Source organism: Variovorax sp. RCC_210, from assembly GCF_041355175.1.
In the GTDB taxonomy this organism is placed as follows: Bacteria; Pseudomonadota; Gammaproteobacteria; order Burkholderiales; family Burkholderiaceae_C; genus Variovorax.
Genome location: NZ_JBFUPJ010000012.1, coordinates 222,662 through 238,179 on the forward strand (window position 1 = coordinate 222,662; position 15,518 = coordinate 238,179).

General features: G+C 69.4%; 16 protein-coding genes. 15 read left to right on the top strand and 1 reads right to left on the bottom strand.

All coding sequences use genetic code 11. The features are described from left to right. The first annotated feature begins 21 nt into the window (after positions 1-21). The 12 genes from AB6807_RS28310 to AB6807_RS28365 all read left to right on the top strand — a co-directional run bounded on the left by AB6807_RS28310 (position 22) and on the right by AB6807_RS28365 (position 12,716). Positions 22-1,191, top strand: coding sequence for an ABC transporter substrate-binding protein (locus AB6807_RS28310; RefSeq protein ID WP_116910040.1), 1,170 nt, complete (start codon positions 22-24; stop codon positions 1,189-1,191). A 143-nt stretch (positions 1,192-1,334) separates the two neighbouring features. Next, positions 1,335-2,480, top strand: coding sequence for an ABC transporter substrate-binding protein (locus AB6807_RS28315; protein WP_371087156.1), 1,146 nt, complete (start codon positions 1,335-1,337; stop codon positions 2,478-2,480). Between the two features lie 38 nt (positions 2,481-2,518). Further along, positions 2,519-3,832, top strand: a complete 1,314-nt coding sequence (locus tag AB6807_RS28320; protein WP_371087157.1) for an aromatic ring-hydroxylating dioxygenase subunit alpha — start codon at positions 2,519-2,521, stop codon at positions 3,830-3,832. Then, positions 3,829-4,293 carry an aromatic-ring-hydroxylating dioxygenase subunit beta gene (locus tag AB6807_RS28325; protein WP_371087158.1) on the top strand — a complete coding sequence of 155 codons (465 nt, stop codon included), beginning with the start codon at positions 3,829-3,831 and terminating at the stop codon, positions 4,291-4,293. The genes AB6807_RS28320 and AB6807_RS28325 overlap by 4 nt, the downstream gene beginning before the upstream one ends. Before the next feature lie 45 nt (positions 4,294-4,338). Continuing rightward, the gene (locus tag AB6807_RS28330) at positions 4,339-5,502 is read left to right on the top strand and encodes an ABC transporter substrate-binding protein (protein ID WP_286513959.1); all 1,164 of its coding nucleotides are present in this window, start codon (positions 4,339-4,341) and stop codon (positions 5,500-5,502) included. Positions 5,503-5,539: 37 nt separating this feature from the next. Further along, entirely contained in the window at positions 5,540-6,595 is a 1,056-nt protein-coding gene (locus AB6807_RS28335; protein WP_286513956.1) for a branched-chain amino acid ABC transporter permease, read from the top strand. Continuing rightward, positions 6,592-8,421, top strand: a complete 1,830-nt coding sequence (locus tag AB6807_RS28340; RefSeq protein WP_371087159.1) for an ATP-binding cassette domain-containing protein — start codon at positions 6,592-6,594, stop codon at positions 8,419-8,421. Before AB6807_RS28335 ends, AB6807_RS28340 begins: the two co-directional genes overlap by 4 nt. 82 nt (positions 8,422-8,503) lie before the next feature. Beyond that, positions 8,504-9,235 carry an ABC transporter ATP-binding protein gene (locus AB6807_RS28345; RefSeq protein WP_116910047.1) on the top strand — a complete coding sequence of 244 codons (732 nt, stop codon included), beginning with the start codon at positions 8,504-8,506 and terminating at the stop codon, positions 9,233-9,235. Further along, a complete protein-coding gene (locus AB6807_RS28350) occupies positions 9,225-10,814 on the top strand; it encodes an ATP-dependent acyl-CoA ligase (protein ID WP_371087160.1) in 1,590 nt (529 codons plus the stop codon). Before AB6807_RS28345 ends, AB6807_RS28350 begins: the two co-directional genes overlap by 11 nt. A 77-nt stretch (positions 10,815-10,891) precedes the next feature. Next, positions 10,892-11,668, top strand: coding sequence for an SDR family NAD(P)-dependent oxidoreductase (locus AB6807_RS28355; RefSeq protein ID WP_116910049.1), 777 nt, complete (start codon positions 10,892-10,894; stop codon positions 11,666-11,668). Then, positions 11,665-12,195 (top strand): MarR family winged helix-turn-helix transcriptional regulator, encoded by a 531-nt coding sequence (locus tag AB6807_RS28360; RefSeq protein WP_116910050.1) that lies wholly within the window; start codon positions 11,665-11,667, stop codon positions 12,193-12,195. The genes AB6807_RS28355 and AB6807_RS28360 overlap by 4 nt, the downstream gene beginning before the upstream one ends. Positions 12,196-12,197: 2 nt before the next feature. Then, complete coding sequence (locus tag AB6807_RS28365; protein WP_371087161.1) at positions 12,198-12,716, top strand: acyl-CoA thioesterase; 519 nt, start codon at positions 12,198-12,200, stop codon at positions 12,714-12,716. Positions 12,717-12,755: 39 nt separating this feature from the next. On the opposite strand, the gene AB6807_RS28370 is transcribed toward AB6807_RS28365, so the two are convergent. Then, entirely contained in the window at positions 12,756-13,013 is a 258-nt protein-coding gene (locus AB6807_RS28370) for a hypothetical protein (RefSeq protein WP_116910051.1), read from the bottom strand. A gap of 182 nt (positions 13,014-13,195) precedes the next feature. Between AB6807_RS28370 and AB6807_RS28375 the strand changes: the two genes are divergently transcribed. The 3 genes from AB6807_RS28375 to AB6807_RS28385 all read left to right on the top strand — a co-directional run bounded on the left by AB6807_RS28375 (position 13,196) and on the right by AB6807_RS28385 (position 15,489). Further along, the gene (locus AB6807_RS28375) at positions 13,196-13,621 is read left to right on the top strand and encodes a hypothetical protein (RefSeq protein WP_371087162.1); all 426 of its coding nucleotides are present in this window, start codon (positions 13,196-13,198) and stop codon (positions 13,619-13,621) included. A gap of 78 nt (positions 13,622-13,699) precedes the next feature. After that, positions 13,700-14,263, top strand: a complete 564-nt coding sequence (locus AB6807_RS28380; protein ID WP_371087163.1) for a hypothetical protein — start codon at positions 13,700-13,702, stop codon at positions 14,261-14,263. Beyond that, positions 14,260-15,489: a PrsW family intramembrane metalloprotease gene (locus tag AB6807_RS28385; protein WP_371087164.1), complete on the top strand. Its 1,230-nt coding sequence runs from the start codon at positions 14,260-14,262 to the stop codon at positions 15,487-15,489. Before AB6807_RS28380 ends, AB6807_RS28385 begins: the two co-directional genes overlap by 4 nt. Positions 15,490-15,518: the final 29 nt, after the last annotated feature.

The following is a 15,518-nucleotide window of genomic DNA, read 5'->3' on the forward strand; positions in this document are numbered from 1 at the left end:
AACCACCTCTGGAGCATCGCCATGAAAGTCCTGAACCGAATTCGCACCCTCGCTGCCGTCGCCGCGGGCCTGGGCGCGCTAGTGAGCACCGCGGGCGCGTGGGCCGCCGACCTGAAGGTCGGCTTCATCACGTCGATGTCGGGCCCCGTGTCGTCCCTCGGCATTCCGTACGACAAGGGCATGAAGGCCGCGCTGGCCTACAAGTCGGAGGTGGGCGGGCGCAAGGTGCAGGTGATCCAGCTCGACGATGCCTCCGACCCGTCCACGGCGGCGCGCAACGCGCGCAAGCTCATCGAAGAAGACAAGGTCGACGTCATCATCGGCACGGCCGGCGCCCCGGGTTCGCTGGCCATCGCAGGCGTGGCGCGCGAAACGAAGACGCCGCTGATCTCCATCGCCAACGCCGACCTCGCCGGCGAAGAGGGCGCATGGATGGTCACGCTGCCGCAGCCCGCTCCCTTGATGATGGGCGCGATGGTCGAGAAGATGAAGCAGGCCGGCGTGAAGACGGTGGCCTACATCGGCTACTCCGACGCCTGGGGCGACCTGGTGTACGACGCGCTGATGAAGTCGACGCCGGCCGCCGGCATCAAGGTGGTGTCGAACGAGCGATACGCGCGCAGCGATTCGTCGGTGGCGGGCCAGGTGCTGAAGATCGTGGCGCTGAAGCCCGACGCGGTCATCACCGGCGCATCGGGCACGCCCGGCGCGTTGCCCTACCTGGCGCTGACAGAGCGCGGCTACAAGGGAAAGATCTACGGCATGCACTCGCTGATCAACCCCGACTTCATCCGCGTGGGCGGCCCCTCGGTCGAAGGCCTGCTGGCACCCACGGGCCCGGTGGTGGTGGCCGAGCAGCTGCCCGATGCCAACCCGATGAAGAAGATCTCGATGGACTTCCGCGCCGCCTACCAGAAGGCCAACGGCGCCGCGCCCACCGACACCTTCTCGGCCTACAGCTTCGATGCATGGCTGATCTACCTCGACTCGGCCCAGCGCGCGCTCGCAAGCAAAGCCGAACCCGGCACCCCGCAGTTCCGCGTCGCCCTGCGCGATGCCATCGTCACCACCAAGGAGCTGGTCGGTACGCATTCGGTCTACAACTTCAAGCCGACCGATCGCTACGGCTCCGACGACCGCTCGCGGGTTGTCGTGAAGCTCGAAAAGGGGCAGTGGAAGCTGGTGCCGTGATGCATTCGGGGCGGGCTTTCAGGGCAGTCGTTGATCGGCTGCACACCGGTGGCCTGTTCACCGACCCCGAAAAAAAGCCACAGAAGCCACATAAGCCCATCGACTTCATGCATGGCAAACAGTGAAACCCACGGAAAACTGAAATGAAGAACAAGCTCACCCCCCTGCTCGCAGCGACCGCGATGGCTTTCGCGGCGGCACAAGCCATGGCAGCCGACCTGAAGATCGGCTTCATCAGCTCCCTCTCCGGTCCCGTGGCGGCGCTGGGCATTCCGTATGAAAAGGGCATTCGTGCGGCCATTGCCGAGCACCCCGAGATCGCGGGCCGCAAGGTGCAGCTCATCGTGCTCGACGACGCGTCGGACCCGACCACCGCCGGGCGCAACGCGCGCAAGCTGGTGACCGAAGACAAGGTCGACGTGCTCATCGGCACCTCGGGCGTGCCCGGTGCCATGGCCATCGCCGCGGTGGCGCGGGAGCTGAACACGCCGCTCATCTCGCCCACCCCCGTGACCATTGCCGGCCTCGAGGGCGCATGGACCGTGACCGTGTCGCAGCCCTTTCCGCTCATGGTCGCCGGCGTGGTCGAGCGCATGAAGAAGTCGGGCGTGAAAACGGTGGCCTTCATCGGCTTTTCCGACGCGCTGGGCGACCTGGCCTACGACTCGCTCGTGAAGAGCGCCGATGCCGCCGGCATCAAGGTGGTGGCGAACGAGCGCTATGCGCGCAGCGATTCGTCGGTGGCCGGGCAGGTACTGAAGATCGTCGCGACCCGGCCCGACGCGGTGTTCGCCGGCAACTCCGGCACGCCCGGCGCACTGCCTTACCTGGCGCTGGCCGAGCGCGGCTACAAGGGCAAGATCTACGGCACGCACGGCCTCATCAACGCCGACTTCGTGCGCGTGGGCGGTGCCTCCATCGAAGGCCTGCAGGTGCCCAGCGGCCCCGTGCTGGTGGCCGACCAGCTGCCCGACAGCAACCCCATCAAGAAGGTGTCGATGGGCTTTCGCAACGCGTACCAGAAGGTCAACGGCGTGGTGCCGACGGACGCCTTCTCGTCGTACACCTACGACGCCTACCTGCTGCTGGCCGACGCGGCATCGCGCACCAAGGGCGAGCCGGGCACGCCGCAGTACCGCACCGCGCTGCGCGACGCCATCGTGAGCACGAAGGAGTTGGTGGGCACGCACGGCGTGTACACCTTCAAGCCCGACGACCGCTACGGCTCCGACCAGCGCGGCGTGGTCATCGTGCAGATGACCAAGGGCCAGTGGAAGCTGGTTCCCTAGCCTGCGCAGCCGCCCGCAACACCGTCGAGCACACCGCCATGACCACCTACCGCAACCGCCCCGATCTTGTCGCGGCGCTGGTGCAGGACGACCGTGTCCACCGCGACCTGTACCTGAGCGACGAGCTTTTCGCGCTCGAGCAGGAGCGCCTGTTCGCCAACACCTGGGTCTTTCTCGGCCACGCGAGCCAGGTGCCCGAGCCCGGCGACTTCGTCACGCAGGACATCGCGGGCCGGCCGCTGCTCATGGTGCGCCAGCCCGACGGCGAGGTGCACGTGCTCTACAACCGCTGCGCGCACAAGGGCACGCAGCTGGTGACCGACGAAAGCGGCAACACCGGCCGCTTCTTCCGCTGCCCGTACCACGCGTGGACCTACAAGCTCGACGGCGCGCCGCTCGGCCTGCCGCTGAAGAACGGCTACGAGGGCACGCAGCTGAAGGCCTGCGAATCGGGCCAGGGCCTGTCGGTGGTGAAGCACGTGAAGGTGTACCGCGACTTCGTGTTCGTGCGGCTGTCCGACGCCGGCCCGGCGTTCGAAGACTACTTCGGCGAGGTGCTGGGCGCCATCGACAACATGGTCGACCGCTCGCCGGAAGGCAAGCTCACCGTGGGTGGCGGCGTGCTGCGCAACATCGTGCACTGCAACTGGAAGATGTACCTGGAGAACATCAACGACACGGTGCACCCCATGTCCACGCACGAGTCGGCCACCAAGGCCGCCGAGGCGCTGTGGGAGGGCCACGCGCCCACCGACCCCAAGCCGATGGCGATGGAGCAGATCTTGCCCTTCGGCTCGGGCTACGAGTTCTTCGACAAGATGGGCGGGCGCGTGTTCGCCAACGGCCACAGCGTGCTGGGCGTGAACTTCAGCATCCACTCCAACTACGCGCAGCTGCCCGAGTACGAGGCCGCGATGCGCGCCGCGCACGGCGAGGCGCGCGCCACCGACATCCTGCAGCGCTCGCCGCAGAACTCGGTGTTCTACCCGAGCCTGTCGGTCAAGGGCTCGCCGCAAGCCATTCGCGTGATTCGCCCGCTGGCGGCCAACCGCACGCTCATCGAGGCATGGAGCTTCAGGGCGGCCGGCGCGCCGGCGCTGCTGTTCGAGCGCGCCATGAGCTACAACCGCCTCGTGTTCTCGCCCATGTCGGTGGTGGCGCACGACGACGTGCACCTGTTCGAGAGCATCCAGCAGGGCCTGCGCGCCGGCGGCAACGAGTGGGTGAGCCTGCACCGCAACCACGACCCGGCCGAGACGCAGCACGCCACGGTGACAACCAACGGCACCAACGAGCTGCTGATGCGCAACCAGTTTCGCGCCTGGGCCAAGGCCATGGAGGCCACCGCATGACCGACCCGCGCGATTTCGCCGCCCACGAGGCGGCCCTGCTCGACGAGCGGCGGCTGGACGAATGGCTGGCCCTTTTCGCCGACGACGGCCACTACTGGGTGCCGCTGCTCGGCGCCGCGCAGGCCGACCCGTTCTCGCACAACTCGCTGGCCTACGAAGACCGGCTGCTGCTGCAGCTGCGCGTGGAGCGGCTGAAGAACCCGCGCGCGCATTCGCAGCACCCGGCCAGCCACAGCCAGCATGTGCTGCAGCCCTCGCGCATCGAACACGAAAGCGACGGCGAGGTGCGCCTGCGCACGCCCTTTCTCTACATGGAGGCGCGCGGCGAAGCGCAGGTGCTGCTGAGCGGCACCGCGCGCCACCACCTGGTTCGCGCACCGGGCGGCTGGTCGATCCGCGAGAAGCGCATCGACCTGCTCAACGCCGCGCGCGCGTTGCCGGCCATCCAGTTGTTCATCTGATTCGAGTTACCCGTTCATTTCCACCATCCTCACCGGAGCTACGACATGAAGAGCCTGATGCAGACCTTGACACGCGGCGCACTCGCCGCGGCGCTGACCGCCTGTGGTGTGGCGAGCGCGCTGGCGGCCGACCTGAAGGTCGGCCTCAGCGTCTCGCTGTCGGGGCCCAACTCCTCGCTGGGCGTGCCCTACGCCAAGGGCATGCAGGCCGCGCTGGCCTACAAGGGCGAGGTGAACGGGCGCAAGGTGCAGCTCATCGTGCTGGACGACGGCTCCGACCCGACCACGGCCGGGCGCAACGCGCGCAAGCTCATCGAGGAAGAAAAGGTCGACGTGCTCATGGGCACCTCGGGGGTGCCCGCCGCCATCGCCATGGCGCAGGTGGGCAAGGAAGCGAAGACGCCGATGATCGGCCTCACGCCCATCCTGCTCGACCCCAACGAGAACCCGTGGGTGATGACGGTGGCGCAGCCCACGCAGCTGATGATCGACGCGGTGGTCGAGCGCATGAAGCGCAACAACGTGAAGACGGTCGGCTACATCGGCTTTTCCGACGCCTGGGGCGACCTGGTGTACGACGCGCTCATGAAGGCTGCGCCCGGCGCCGGCATCAAGGTGGTGAGCAACGAGCGCTATGCGCGCGCCGACGCGTCCGTCACCGGCCAGGTGCTGAAGATCGTCGCGCTGCGGCCCGACGCGGTGATGACTGGCGGCGCCGGCACGCCCGGCGCGCTGCCGTTCCTGGCGCTGCAGGAGCGCGGCTTCAAGGGCGGCGTGTACGGCCAGCACGGCCTGATCAACCCCGACTTCGTGCGCGTGGTCGGCGCGGCGGGGCAGAACGCGCTGATGCCCACCGGCCCGGTGATCGTGGCCGAGCAGCTGCCCGACGGCTACCCGACCAAGAAGATCGCGACCGACTTCCGCGCCGTGTTCCAGAAGGTCAACAACGCGCCGACGAGCGACGCCTTCTCGGCCTATTCGTTCGACGGCTGGCTGGTGTTCGCCGACGCGGCCTCGCGCGCCATGAAGAAGGCCGAGCCGGGCACGCCCGAGTTCCGCGTGGCGCTGCGCGACGCCATCTTCAGCACCAAGGAAGTGGTGGGCACGCACGGCGTGTACACCTTCAAGCCCGGCAGCCTCTACGGCGTGGACGAACGCGCCCGGGTGATCGTCAAGCTCGACAACGGCCAATGGAAGCTCGCACCTTGAACCGCACGCCTTCGTTTTTTCCCGGGAGGGCCGCGCGATGACATGGGACGTGGCACTCATTCTTCTCACCGACGGCCTGGCCAACGGCGCCGTCTACCTGCTGGCCGGCCTGGGGCTGGTGCTGATCTTCTCGGTCACGCGGGTGGTGTTCGTGCCCTTCGGCGACATCGCGGCCTTCGCGGCGCTGTCGCTCGCGGCCTTCGAGACCGACCGCGTGCCGCCGACCATCGGCATGGTGGCGGTGCTGGCCGCGCTGGCGCTGGCCACCGAAATCGGCAGCCTGCTGCGCCGCGGCGAGACCGCGCGCATTCCCAGGGCGGTGCTGATGTGGGGCGTGCTGCCGGCCATTCCGTGCGTGCTGGCGTGGCTGGCCGCGCGGCCCGGCGTGCCGGTGGCGGTGCACATCGCGGTGGCCGTGCTGCTGGTGGTGCCCATTGCGCCGCTGCTGGCGCGCGTGGTGTTCCAGCCGATCGCGGATGCGTCGGTGCTGGTGCTGCTCATCGTGTCGCTGGCGCTGCACTTCCTGCTCTCCGGCCTCGGGCTGCTCTTCTTCGGGCCTGAAGGCTCGCGCACCACGCCGCTCACCAGCGCCGTGTTCACGCTGGGCGACGGCTTCACGGTCAGTGGTCAGGTGGTGCTGATGGTGGGAGCCGCCATCGTGCTCAGCGGGTTGTTCTTCCTGGTGTTCGAGCGCACGGTGGCCGGCAAGGCGCTGCGCGCCACGGCGGTGAACCGCGTGGGCGCGCGGCTGGTCGGCATCCGGCCGGTGCGCACTGCGCTGCTGGCCTACGGCTGCGCGTCGTTGCTGGCGGGGCTCATCGGCGTGCTCATCGCGCCGGTGACCACCATGTACTACGACTCGGGCTTCATCATCGGCCTGAAGGCCTTCGTGGCCGCCATCATCGGCGGGCTGGTGAGCTACCCGATGACGGCCGTGGGCGCGCTCGCGGTCGGGGTGGTCGAGAGCTTCGCCTCGTTCTGGAGCGGCGCGCTGAAGGACGTGATCGTCTTCAGCCTGCTGATCCCGGTGCTCATGCTGCGCTCGTTCATGGCCGTGCACGCCGAAGAGGAAGAAGACGAGGTGGACCAATGAGCCCGAACCTGAATCCGAACCCGAACCCGAACCCGAACCGCAAACGCATGGCGTGGGTTGCCGGCGTGGTGGCCGTGCTGGCGCTGGTGCCGGTGGTGGCGGGCAGCTTCACCGTCTCGCTGCTCAACGACATCGGCATCGGCGCGCTGGTGGCGCTGGGGCTGGTGCTGCTCACGGGTGTGGGCGGCGCCACGTCGTTCGGGCAGGCGGCGTTCGTGGGCATCGCGGCCTATGCCACGGCCTGGCTCACGACCACGCAGGGCATGTCGCCATGGATCGGCCTGCTGTTCGCGCTGCTGCTCACGGGCCTGTCGGCGCTGGCCATCGGCATGCTCACGCTGCGCCTGGGCGGGCACTTTCTGCCGCTGAGCACCATCGCGTGGGGCCTGTCGATCGCGATGCTGTTCGGCAACGTCGACGCGCTGGGGCGTCACACGGGGCTGTCGAACATTCCGGCGCTGCAGGTCGCGGGCTGGTCGCTGGCCGACCCGCGCGCGATGTACTACCTGATCTGGGTGGTGGTGGGGCTGGCCTGCCTGTTCAGCCACAACCTGCTGCAGTCGCGCCCCGGCCGCGCGATTCGCGGGCTGCGCGGCGGCGCCACGCTGCTGGCGAGCGTGGGGGCCGACGCGTACCGCGTGCGGCTGTCGCTGTTCGTCACGGCCGCGCTGTTCGCGGGGCTGGCTGGCTGGCTCTACGCGCACATGAACCGCTTCGTGAGCCCCTCGCCTTTCGACGTGCGCGCCAGCATCGAGTACCTGCTGATGGCCGTGGCCGGCGGGCTCGGGCAGCTGGCGGGCGCGCTGGTGGGCGCCGCGCTGGTGCTGGTGCTGAAGAACGGCCTGCAAGACGTGCTCCCCATGCTCACGCAGCGCGCCGGTCAGCTGGAGGCCGTGGCTTTCGCGGCGCTGTTCATCCTGCTGCTGCACTTCGCGCGCGGCGGCGTGATGGGGCTCTGGCGCGGATGGCGGCGGCGCTGGACGCAGCGTCGTGGCGCCACGCAGGGGCCGTCGCGCCACGACGCGGCGCCGGTCGCGCCGCTGGCGCACCGCACGCTGCCCGAGCGCGGCTCGCAGGTGCTGTCGGTGAACGGCGCGGTCAAGCGCTTCGGCGGGCTGGTGGCGGTGAACGACGTGAGCTTCGACGTGAAGGCCGGCGAAATCGTCGGGCTCATCGGGCCCAACGGCGCGGGCAAGTCGACCATGTTCAACCTGCTGACCTGCACGCTGCCGATGAGCGCGGGCCAGGTGCGCTTCCTGGACCACGACATCGCGGGCATGCCGCAGCGCGCGGTGGCGCGCCTGGGGCTGGCGCGCACCTTCCAGCACGTGAAGCTGCGCCCGCACATGAGCCTGCTGGACAACGTGGCGCTGGGCGCGCATTCGCGCACGCGCTCGGGCATCCTGAAGGCGGGGCTGCGGCTGGACCGCGCGGAAGAGCAGCAGATCTTGCAGGAGGCGCAGCGCCAGCTCGACCGCATCGGCCTGGGCGACCGCGCGCACGAGCTGGCGGGCAGCCTGCCGCTGGGCACGCAGCGCATCCTGGAAATCGCGCGCGCACTGGCCGCCGACCCGGTGCTGCTGGTGCTCGACGAGCCCGCGGCCGGCCTGCGCCGCAAGGAAAAGATGGCGCTCGGCGACCTGCTGCGCAAGCTGCGCGAGGAGGGCGTGACCATCCTCATCGTCGAACACGACATGGACTTCGTGATGAAACTGGTGGACCGGCTGGTGGTGATGAACTTCGGCTCCAAGCTCGTGGAGGGCGTGCCGTCGGCCGTGCGCGCCGACGAGCGTGTGCAGGCGGCATACCTGGGGAGCGTCGTATGAGCGCCGCACGGCCGCCCGAAGGCGCGGTCCCCTTTCAGGGGGAAGGGGAAGTACACGAAGTGACGAGCCTGGGGGAAACGAAATGACAGCGATGCTGGAAATTGGCGACCTGCACGTGTCCTACGGGCAGGTGGAGGCGGTGCGCGGCGTGTCGCTGGATTTGCAGCCGGGCCAGATCATCTCGGTGATCGGCCCCAACGGCGCGGGCAAGACCACGCTGCTGGCCGCGGCCATGGGCCTGCTGCCGTGCAAGGGCACGCTGCGCTTCGAGGGCGAAGACCTGCAGGGGCTGGACGTGGAGGCGCGCGTGGAGCGCGGCCTGTGCCTGGTGCCCGAGAAGCGCGAGTTGTTCGGCGAGCTCACCGTGCTCGACAACCTGCAGCTGGGCGCCTATGCCAAGCGCCTGCGCGGCGATGCCATGAAGAAGCGGCTGCAGTCGGTGTACGACCGCTTTCCGCGGCTGGCCGAGCGCAGGTCGCAGCGCGCCGACACGCTCTCGGGCGGCGAGCGGCAGATGCTGGCCGTGGGGCGCGCGCTGATGTCCGCGCCGCGCCTGCTGATGCTCGACGAACCCAGCCTGGGGCTGGCGCCGCTGATCGTGCGCGACATTCTCACCATCGTGCGCAAGCTGCGCGACGACGGCGTGTCCATCCTGCTGGTGGAGCAGAACGCGCGCGCCGCGCTCGAAAGCTCCGACCAGGGCTACGTGCTGGAAACCGGCGAGATCGCGCTGTCGGGTGCCTCGGCCGAACTGGCCAGCGACCCGCGCGTGCAGGCCACCTATCTGGGCGGAGGCACGCACGATGACGAATGACCCGCGCGCCGTGCCGCCCGCGCAGCGCACGCTGCCCGACATGCTGCGGCGGCAGGCCGCGTTGTTCGGCACGCGCGGGCTGCTGCGCATCGCGGGCCAGGCATGGACGCATGCCGATGCGGCGCAGGCGGCGGCCGTGCGCGCCGGTGCCCTGGCGGCCGCCGGCGTGGCGCGCGGCGACCGCGTGGCCGTGATGTGCGGCAACCGCATCGAGTTCGTCGAGAGCTTCCTGGGCGCGGGCTGGATGGGCGCGGCGGTGGTGCCGGTGAACACGGCGTCGATGGGGCCGCAGCTCGAGTACTTCCTGGCCGACAGCGAGGCGAAGCTGCTGGTGATCGAGGCGGGCTTCGTGGAGCGGCTGGCCACGGCCGACCTGTCACGCACCGCGTTGCGCGAAATCTGGGTGGTGGGCGACGCGCCGGTATTGGAATGGCAAGCGCCCGCCAGCGTGCGCGTGGTGCCGTACCCGCAAGGCGCAGAGCCCGCGGAGCCGGCGCCCGTGCAGCCGGGCGACCCGATCGCCATCCTCTACACCTCGGGCACCACGGGCCCGGCCAAGGGCGTGGTGTGCCCGCACGCGCAGTATTTCTGGTGGGGCGTGAACAGCGCGGAGGTGCTCGGCGTGGGCGCGCAAGACGTGCTGTGCACCACGCTGCCGCTGTTTCACATCAACGCGCTCAACACCTTCGCCCAGGCCGCGCTGACGGGGGCCGAGGTGGTGTTCGAGTCGCGCTTCTCGGCCTCGGGCTTCTGGCCGTCGATGCGCGCCAGCGGCGCGACGGTGGTTTACCTGCTGGGCGCGATGGTGCCCATACTGCTCGCGCAGCCCGAAGGCCCCGGCGAGCGCGGGCACCGCGTGCGCATCGGCCTCGGGCCCGGCGTGCCGGCTGCCGCGGGCGCCGCTTTCAAGGCGCGCACCGGCGTGCACCTGCTGGAGGGCTACGGCTCCACCGAGACCAACTTCGCCATCGCCACCGCGCCGGATTCGCCGCGCGGCGGCGTCATGGGCTGGCTGCGCCCGGGCTTCGACGCGCGCGTGGCCGACGAGGACGACGTGGCGCTGCCGCCGGGCGAGGCCGGCGAACTGCTGCTGCGCGCCGACGAACCCCACGCCTTCGCGAGCGGCTACTTCAACATGCCGCACAAGACCGTCGAGGCCTGGCGCAACCTGTGGTTCCACACCGGCGACCGGGTGGTGCGCGACGCCGACGGCGCCTTTCGCTTCGTCGACCGCATCAAGGACGCGATTCGCCGGCGCGGCGAGAACATCTCGTCCTTCGAGGTCGAGCAGGTGCTGCTGAGCCACCCGGGCGTGGGCTCGTGCGCGGTGTACCCGGTGCGCTCCGAGCTGGCCGAAGACGAGGTGATGGCCGCGCTGGTGCCGCGCGAAGGCGCGCAGGTGGACCCGGCCGAGCTCGCGCGTTTCTGCGAAGGCCGGCTGCCGTACTTCGCGGTGCCGCGCTACATCGACGTGCTGGCCGACCTGCCGCGCACCGAGAACGGCAAGGTGCAGAAGTTCAAGCTGCGCGAGCGCGGCGTGGGGCCTAGCACGTGGGACGGCAAGCCCGCGAGGGCCTGAGCGTGCGGCTCGGGGCGGCTCGAGACAGGCCGCAGGGAGCGTTGCGTTAAAATAATTCATAACTAAACCATTCAGGTATGCAAACAAATTCACTGACCAGCCGCCACGCCCTCGTGACCGGTGCCGCGCGCGGCATCGGCGCCGAGATTGCCCGCACCCTGGCCGCCGAAGGCGCCGTGCTGACGCTGCTGGGCCGCGACCGCGAGGCCCTGCAGCGCGTGGCCGATTCGCTCATCGGCAGCGGCCACGGCGTGGTAACGGCCGACGTGGCCGACCCCGAGGCGGTGCAGGCCGCCTTTGCCGAGGCGCGCGCGGCGCGCGGGCCGGTCGCGGTGCTCGTCAACAACGCGGGCGCGGCCGAGAGCGCGCCCTTCTTGAAGACCTCTTTCGAACTCTGGCAGCGCATGCTGTCGGTCAACCTCACCGGCAGCTTCCTGTGCGCGCAGGCCGCGCTGCCCGACATGCTGGACACCGGCTGGGGCCGCATCGTCAACATCGCCAGCACCGCGGGGCAGAAGGGCTACGCGTACGTGGCGGCCTACACCGCGGCCAAGCACGGCGTGGTCGGCCTCACGCGCTCGCTGGCGCTGGAGGTGGCGCGCAAGGGCATCACCGTGAACGCCGTGTGCCCGGGCTACACCGACACCGACATCCTGCGCAACAGCGTGGCCAACGTGGTCGGCAAGACCGGGCGCAGCGAGGCCGACGCGCTGGCGGAGTTCTCCAGCGTGAACCCGCAGAAGCGCATCGTGCAGCCCACCGAGGTGGCCGATGCCGTGCGCTGGCTGTGCGGCGAGGGCGCCGCGTCGGTCACGGGCCAGTCGATCTCGGTGTCCGGCGGGGAAGTGACATGACGCGCGGCGACGCATCGCACGCCGCGCTGAGCGACGCCGAAGAGCTGGGCCACGAGGCCCGCGCCGGCCACGAAGACCACGCCATGCTCAAGCTGTGGCTGCGCATGCTGGCCAGCACCACGCAGATCGAGGCCGAAATCCGGCGCCGGCTGCGCGAGCGCTTCGGCATTTCGCTGGCGCGCTTCGACTACATGGCGCAGCTCTACCGCTACAAGGACGGCCTGAAGATGCGCGTGCTCTCGCGCTACCTGATGGTCACCGGCGGCAACGTCACCGGCCTTACCGACGAACTGGAGCGCGAAGGCATGGTGGCGCGCGCGCCCAGCCCCGACGACCGCCGCGCGTGGATCGTGAGCCTCACGCCCGCCGGCCGCCGCACTTTCGAGACCATGGCCAGCGAGCACGAGCAGTGGATCCTGGAGATGTTCTCGGGGCTCGACATGAAGACCGTGAAGCAGCTGCACACGCAGCTGGGCCTGCTGCGCGTGCATGTGATGCGCGGCGAGCCTTCGGGAGAGGAAGGCTGAGCATGAGCGAACAAGGCAGCAGCAGCGAAAGCCAAGGCGACAGCAAGGGCGACAACCAGGGTGAATCGGCCGCGCACGTCGACCTGGCCGCCCCCAGCAGCGAGTTCCGCCGCCCGCGGCTGATTCGCTTCTCGGACTGCGACCCGGCGGGCATCGTCTTCTATCCGCAGTACTTCGTGATGCTCAACGGCCTGATCGAAGACTGGGTGAACGACGGCCTGGGCCTCAGCTACCACGGCCTGGTCGCGCAGCGCCGCATCGGCCTGCCGACCGTGAAGCTCGACGTGGCCTTTCGCGCCGTGAGCCGCATGGGCGACGCGGTGACGCTGGGCCTGGCCGTGCAGCGGCTGGGCTCGCGCTCGATGACGCTGGCGGTGCGCTGCTTCGGCGCGCAGACCGGCGAAGTGCGCATGCAGATGACGCAGGTGATCGTGACCACCTCGCTGGAAACGCACCGCGCCATCGCCATTCCGCCGGACATGCGCACGGCCATCCTGCGCGACGCGCCCGAGCTGGGCTGAAGGGCGGGCGGCCCGAAGGCCGCTGCCTGGTTGCGTGGGCTACGTGAGCGTGCCCGGCACCGTGTCCTCGAAGCCGAGCCTGAGCTTGGCGATCTTTTCCCGGCCTGCATCGGTGATGGCCAGCACCGTGGCGGACTCGGGCAGCACGCTGCGCTCCCTGCCGAAGAAGTCCGGCTTGATCTCCGCGTGCAGCAGGCCGACGGCGGCCAGCCTGGAGATGCGGACGATCTCGGTCTTGTTCCGCGTCTCCAGGGGAAGAGATGCGGTGTCGAGCTGGCAGAGGTAGTCGAGCGGCATGAGATGAACCCGTTAGTTTCGCTATTCTCTAAAAATGTGAACTTTAGTGCAACGAATTAAAGAATTGAATGTGAAAGTCGAGGCTGACCGCTGACACGACAGTGCAACGGTCGGCCACAGAATGAAGGCCCTCACCACCTCGAGCGCCCGACACGACAGACACCGTCGAAGGCGCCCCGCCCATGCTGACCTGCGCAATCCAGAAGACCGGCTACGACTACCAGCAGACCGACCCCCAGGGCGTCACCGACCTCGTCGCCTTCATGGCCGCCATCGACGCCTTTCCCTGGGCCGAGCAGCACCGCGAGTGGGACGAGCAGCAGGACGGCCCCTTGCCCGCCGTGGTGCTGCGCAACGAGCCCGACCAGCGCGAGCTGTGGGTCACGGCGCTGGGCAGCGACCGCGCGGGCAGCTACCAGCTGCAGGCCGTGTCGATGCAGATGCGCAAGGGCTTCTTTGGCAAGGCCAAGCCGGAGCAGGATGCCACGGTGGTCGACGCGCGCAGCCGCGCCGAGGTCGACCGGCTCTGCGAGCTTTTCTGCGACGGCCAGTACGAGGCCTTCGACCGCGGAGTGGCGCGGCTCGCCACGCGCGACAGCGACGACTAGAGCTGCCCCCCGCTCGGCGCGGCGCGGCGAGGCAAACAGTGCCCCTGCGGCCCCGTGCCCGTATGGCACGATCCGCGCATGCATGAGCCGTCCCGCCGTATTCCGTATCGCACCTGGCCCGGCGCGTTCGCCGTTCTCCTCGCCATTGCCGCCTACGTGGGCGGCCTCGTTTTCTGGGACCGCCACACGCCGGGCAACCGGCCGCTGGAAGCCGGCGAAACGGTGGCCGTCGGCCAGGCCCGCTTCACGCCCGCCGAAGGCTGGCAGATGGACGTGTCGCGCTCCCGGGCCGGCCGCTCGCTCATGCTGTTCAAGGGCGCGCACAAGTTCCTCGTCACCACGGGCCAGTGGGCGGGTGGCGCCGACGGGCCCATGGTGCGGCAGCAGCGGCTCATGGAGCGCGGCCAGGACCTGACCATCGAAGGGGACGTGTCCGACTTCGTCACCTCCTGGGGCCTGCAGGGCAAGACCTTCGCGTACTACGGCGCCAAGCTGGCGGGCCGCTTCTGGCAGGTGGTCGACCAGCCGCGCAAGTCGCTGGTGCAGATCGATTTCTACGGCGTCAACGACGGGCTGGAAGAAGCGCAGGCCGACGCCCGGCGCATGCTCGACTCGATGGACCTGGAGGCGGAGGCCGAATGAGCACGCCTGTCTTCGAGCAAGAACAGGGCGATGCGCTGCAAGGCCAGGGGCAGGATGAAGGCGTCTGGCCGGTCGGCACCGACTCCTTCTTCCAGCCGCGGCGCGCGGCCTTCTGGGTGCTGGCGGCGCTGATCGTCAACGGGCTGTTCTACACGGTGCACATGTTCTCCATGGGATTCCGGGTGGTGCCGGTCACTGCGTTTCTCGGGCTTCTGGCGTGGGGCTTGTACACGCTGTTTTTCTGCCTGGCCTTTCGCACGCTGGACCTGCTCGAGCAGCACCCGCCGGAGGGCTACGTGCTGGCCTTTGCCTGGGGCGGGCTGGGCGCGGTGTACTTCGCGGCGCCGGCCAACATCGCCATCCAGAGCCTGTGCGCCAAGCTCGTGTCGCCCGAGTTCGTGGCGGTGTGGGGGCCGGCCATCGCGGGGCCGGTCACCGAAGAGTTCCTGAAGCTCGCGGGCGTGATTTTGCTGGTGCTGGTGGCGCGCAACCAGTTCGAAACCTACCTGTCGGTGCTCATCGTGGGCGCGATGGCGGGGCTGGGTTTTCAGGTGATCGAGAACCTGAGCTACACGGTCAACGCGTCGATGCACTTCCCGCTCGAAAACCAGGTGTACCCGGTGCTGCTGAACCTGCTGACGCGCGGCCTGCTGAGCGGCCTGTGGAGCCATGCGGCCTACACCACCATCGCCTCCTTCGGCGTGGCCTGGTACCTGCTGCACCCCGAGCGGTCGAAGGCGATGCGCATCGCGGTGGCCTTCCTGTGCTTCGCGCTGGCGTGGGCCATGCACTTCGTGTGGAACTCGCCGTGGCTGGAAGACCTGTTCGACGGCGGCTACGGCCAGATGGCCATTCTCTTGGCCGTGAAGGGCATTCCCGTGGTGATTGCCGCGGGCATTTTCTGGCGCGTGGCCGCGCGCGAGAACGGCGCCTACCTGCACGCGCTGGCGGCGTGGTTCGTGCCGGAGCGCGAGCTGATCCGCGACGACGAATGGGTGCGCCTGGGCGACCCGCTGGCGCGCTACAAGGTGCGCCGCGACATGGGCTGGCGCTTCGGGCTGCGCGCCCGGCGCCTGAAGGCGCAGCTGCAGCGCGAGCAGATGCGGCTGATCCGCAAGGCCGCGACCTACGGGCGCGGCGCGCAAACGCTGCGCCACGAGGTCGCGGTGAGGCGCCTGCGCGCCAGGCTGGAGCCGCTCATTGCCGCGGCGCCCGCGAAGGCCTGAGCCGGTCCACACGACGAAGCCCGACACGC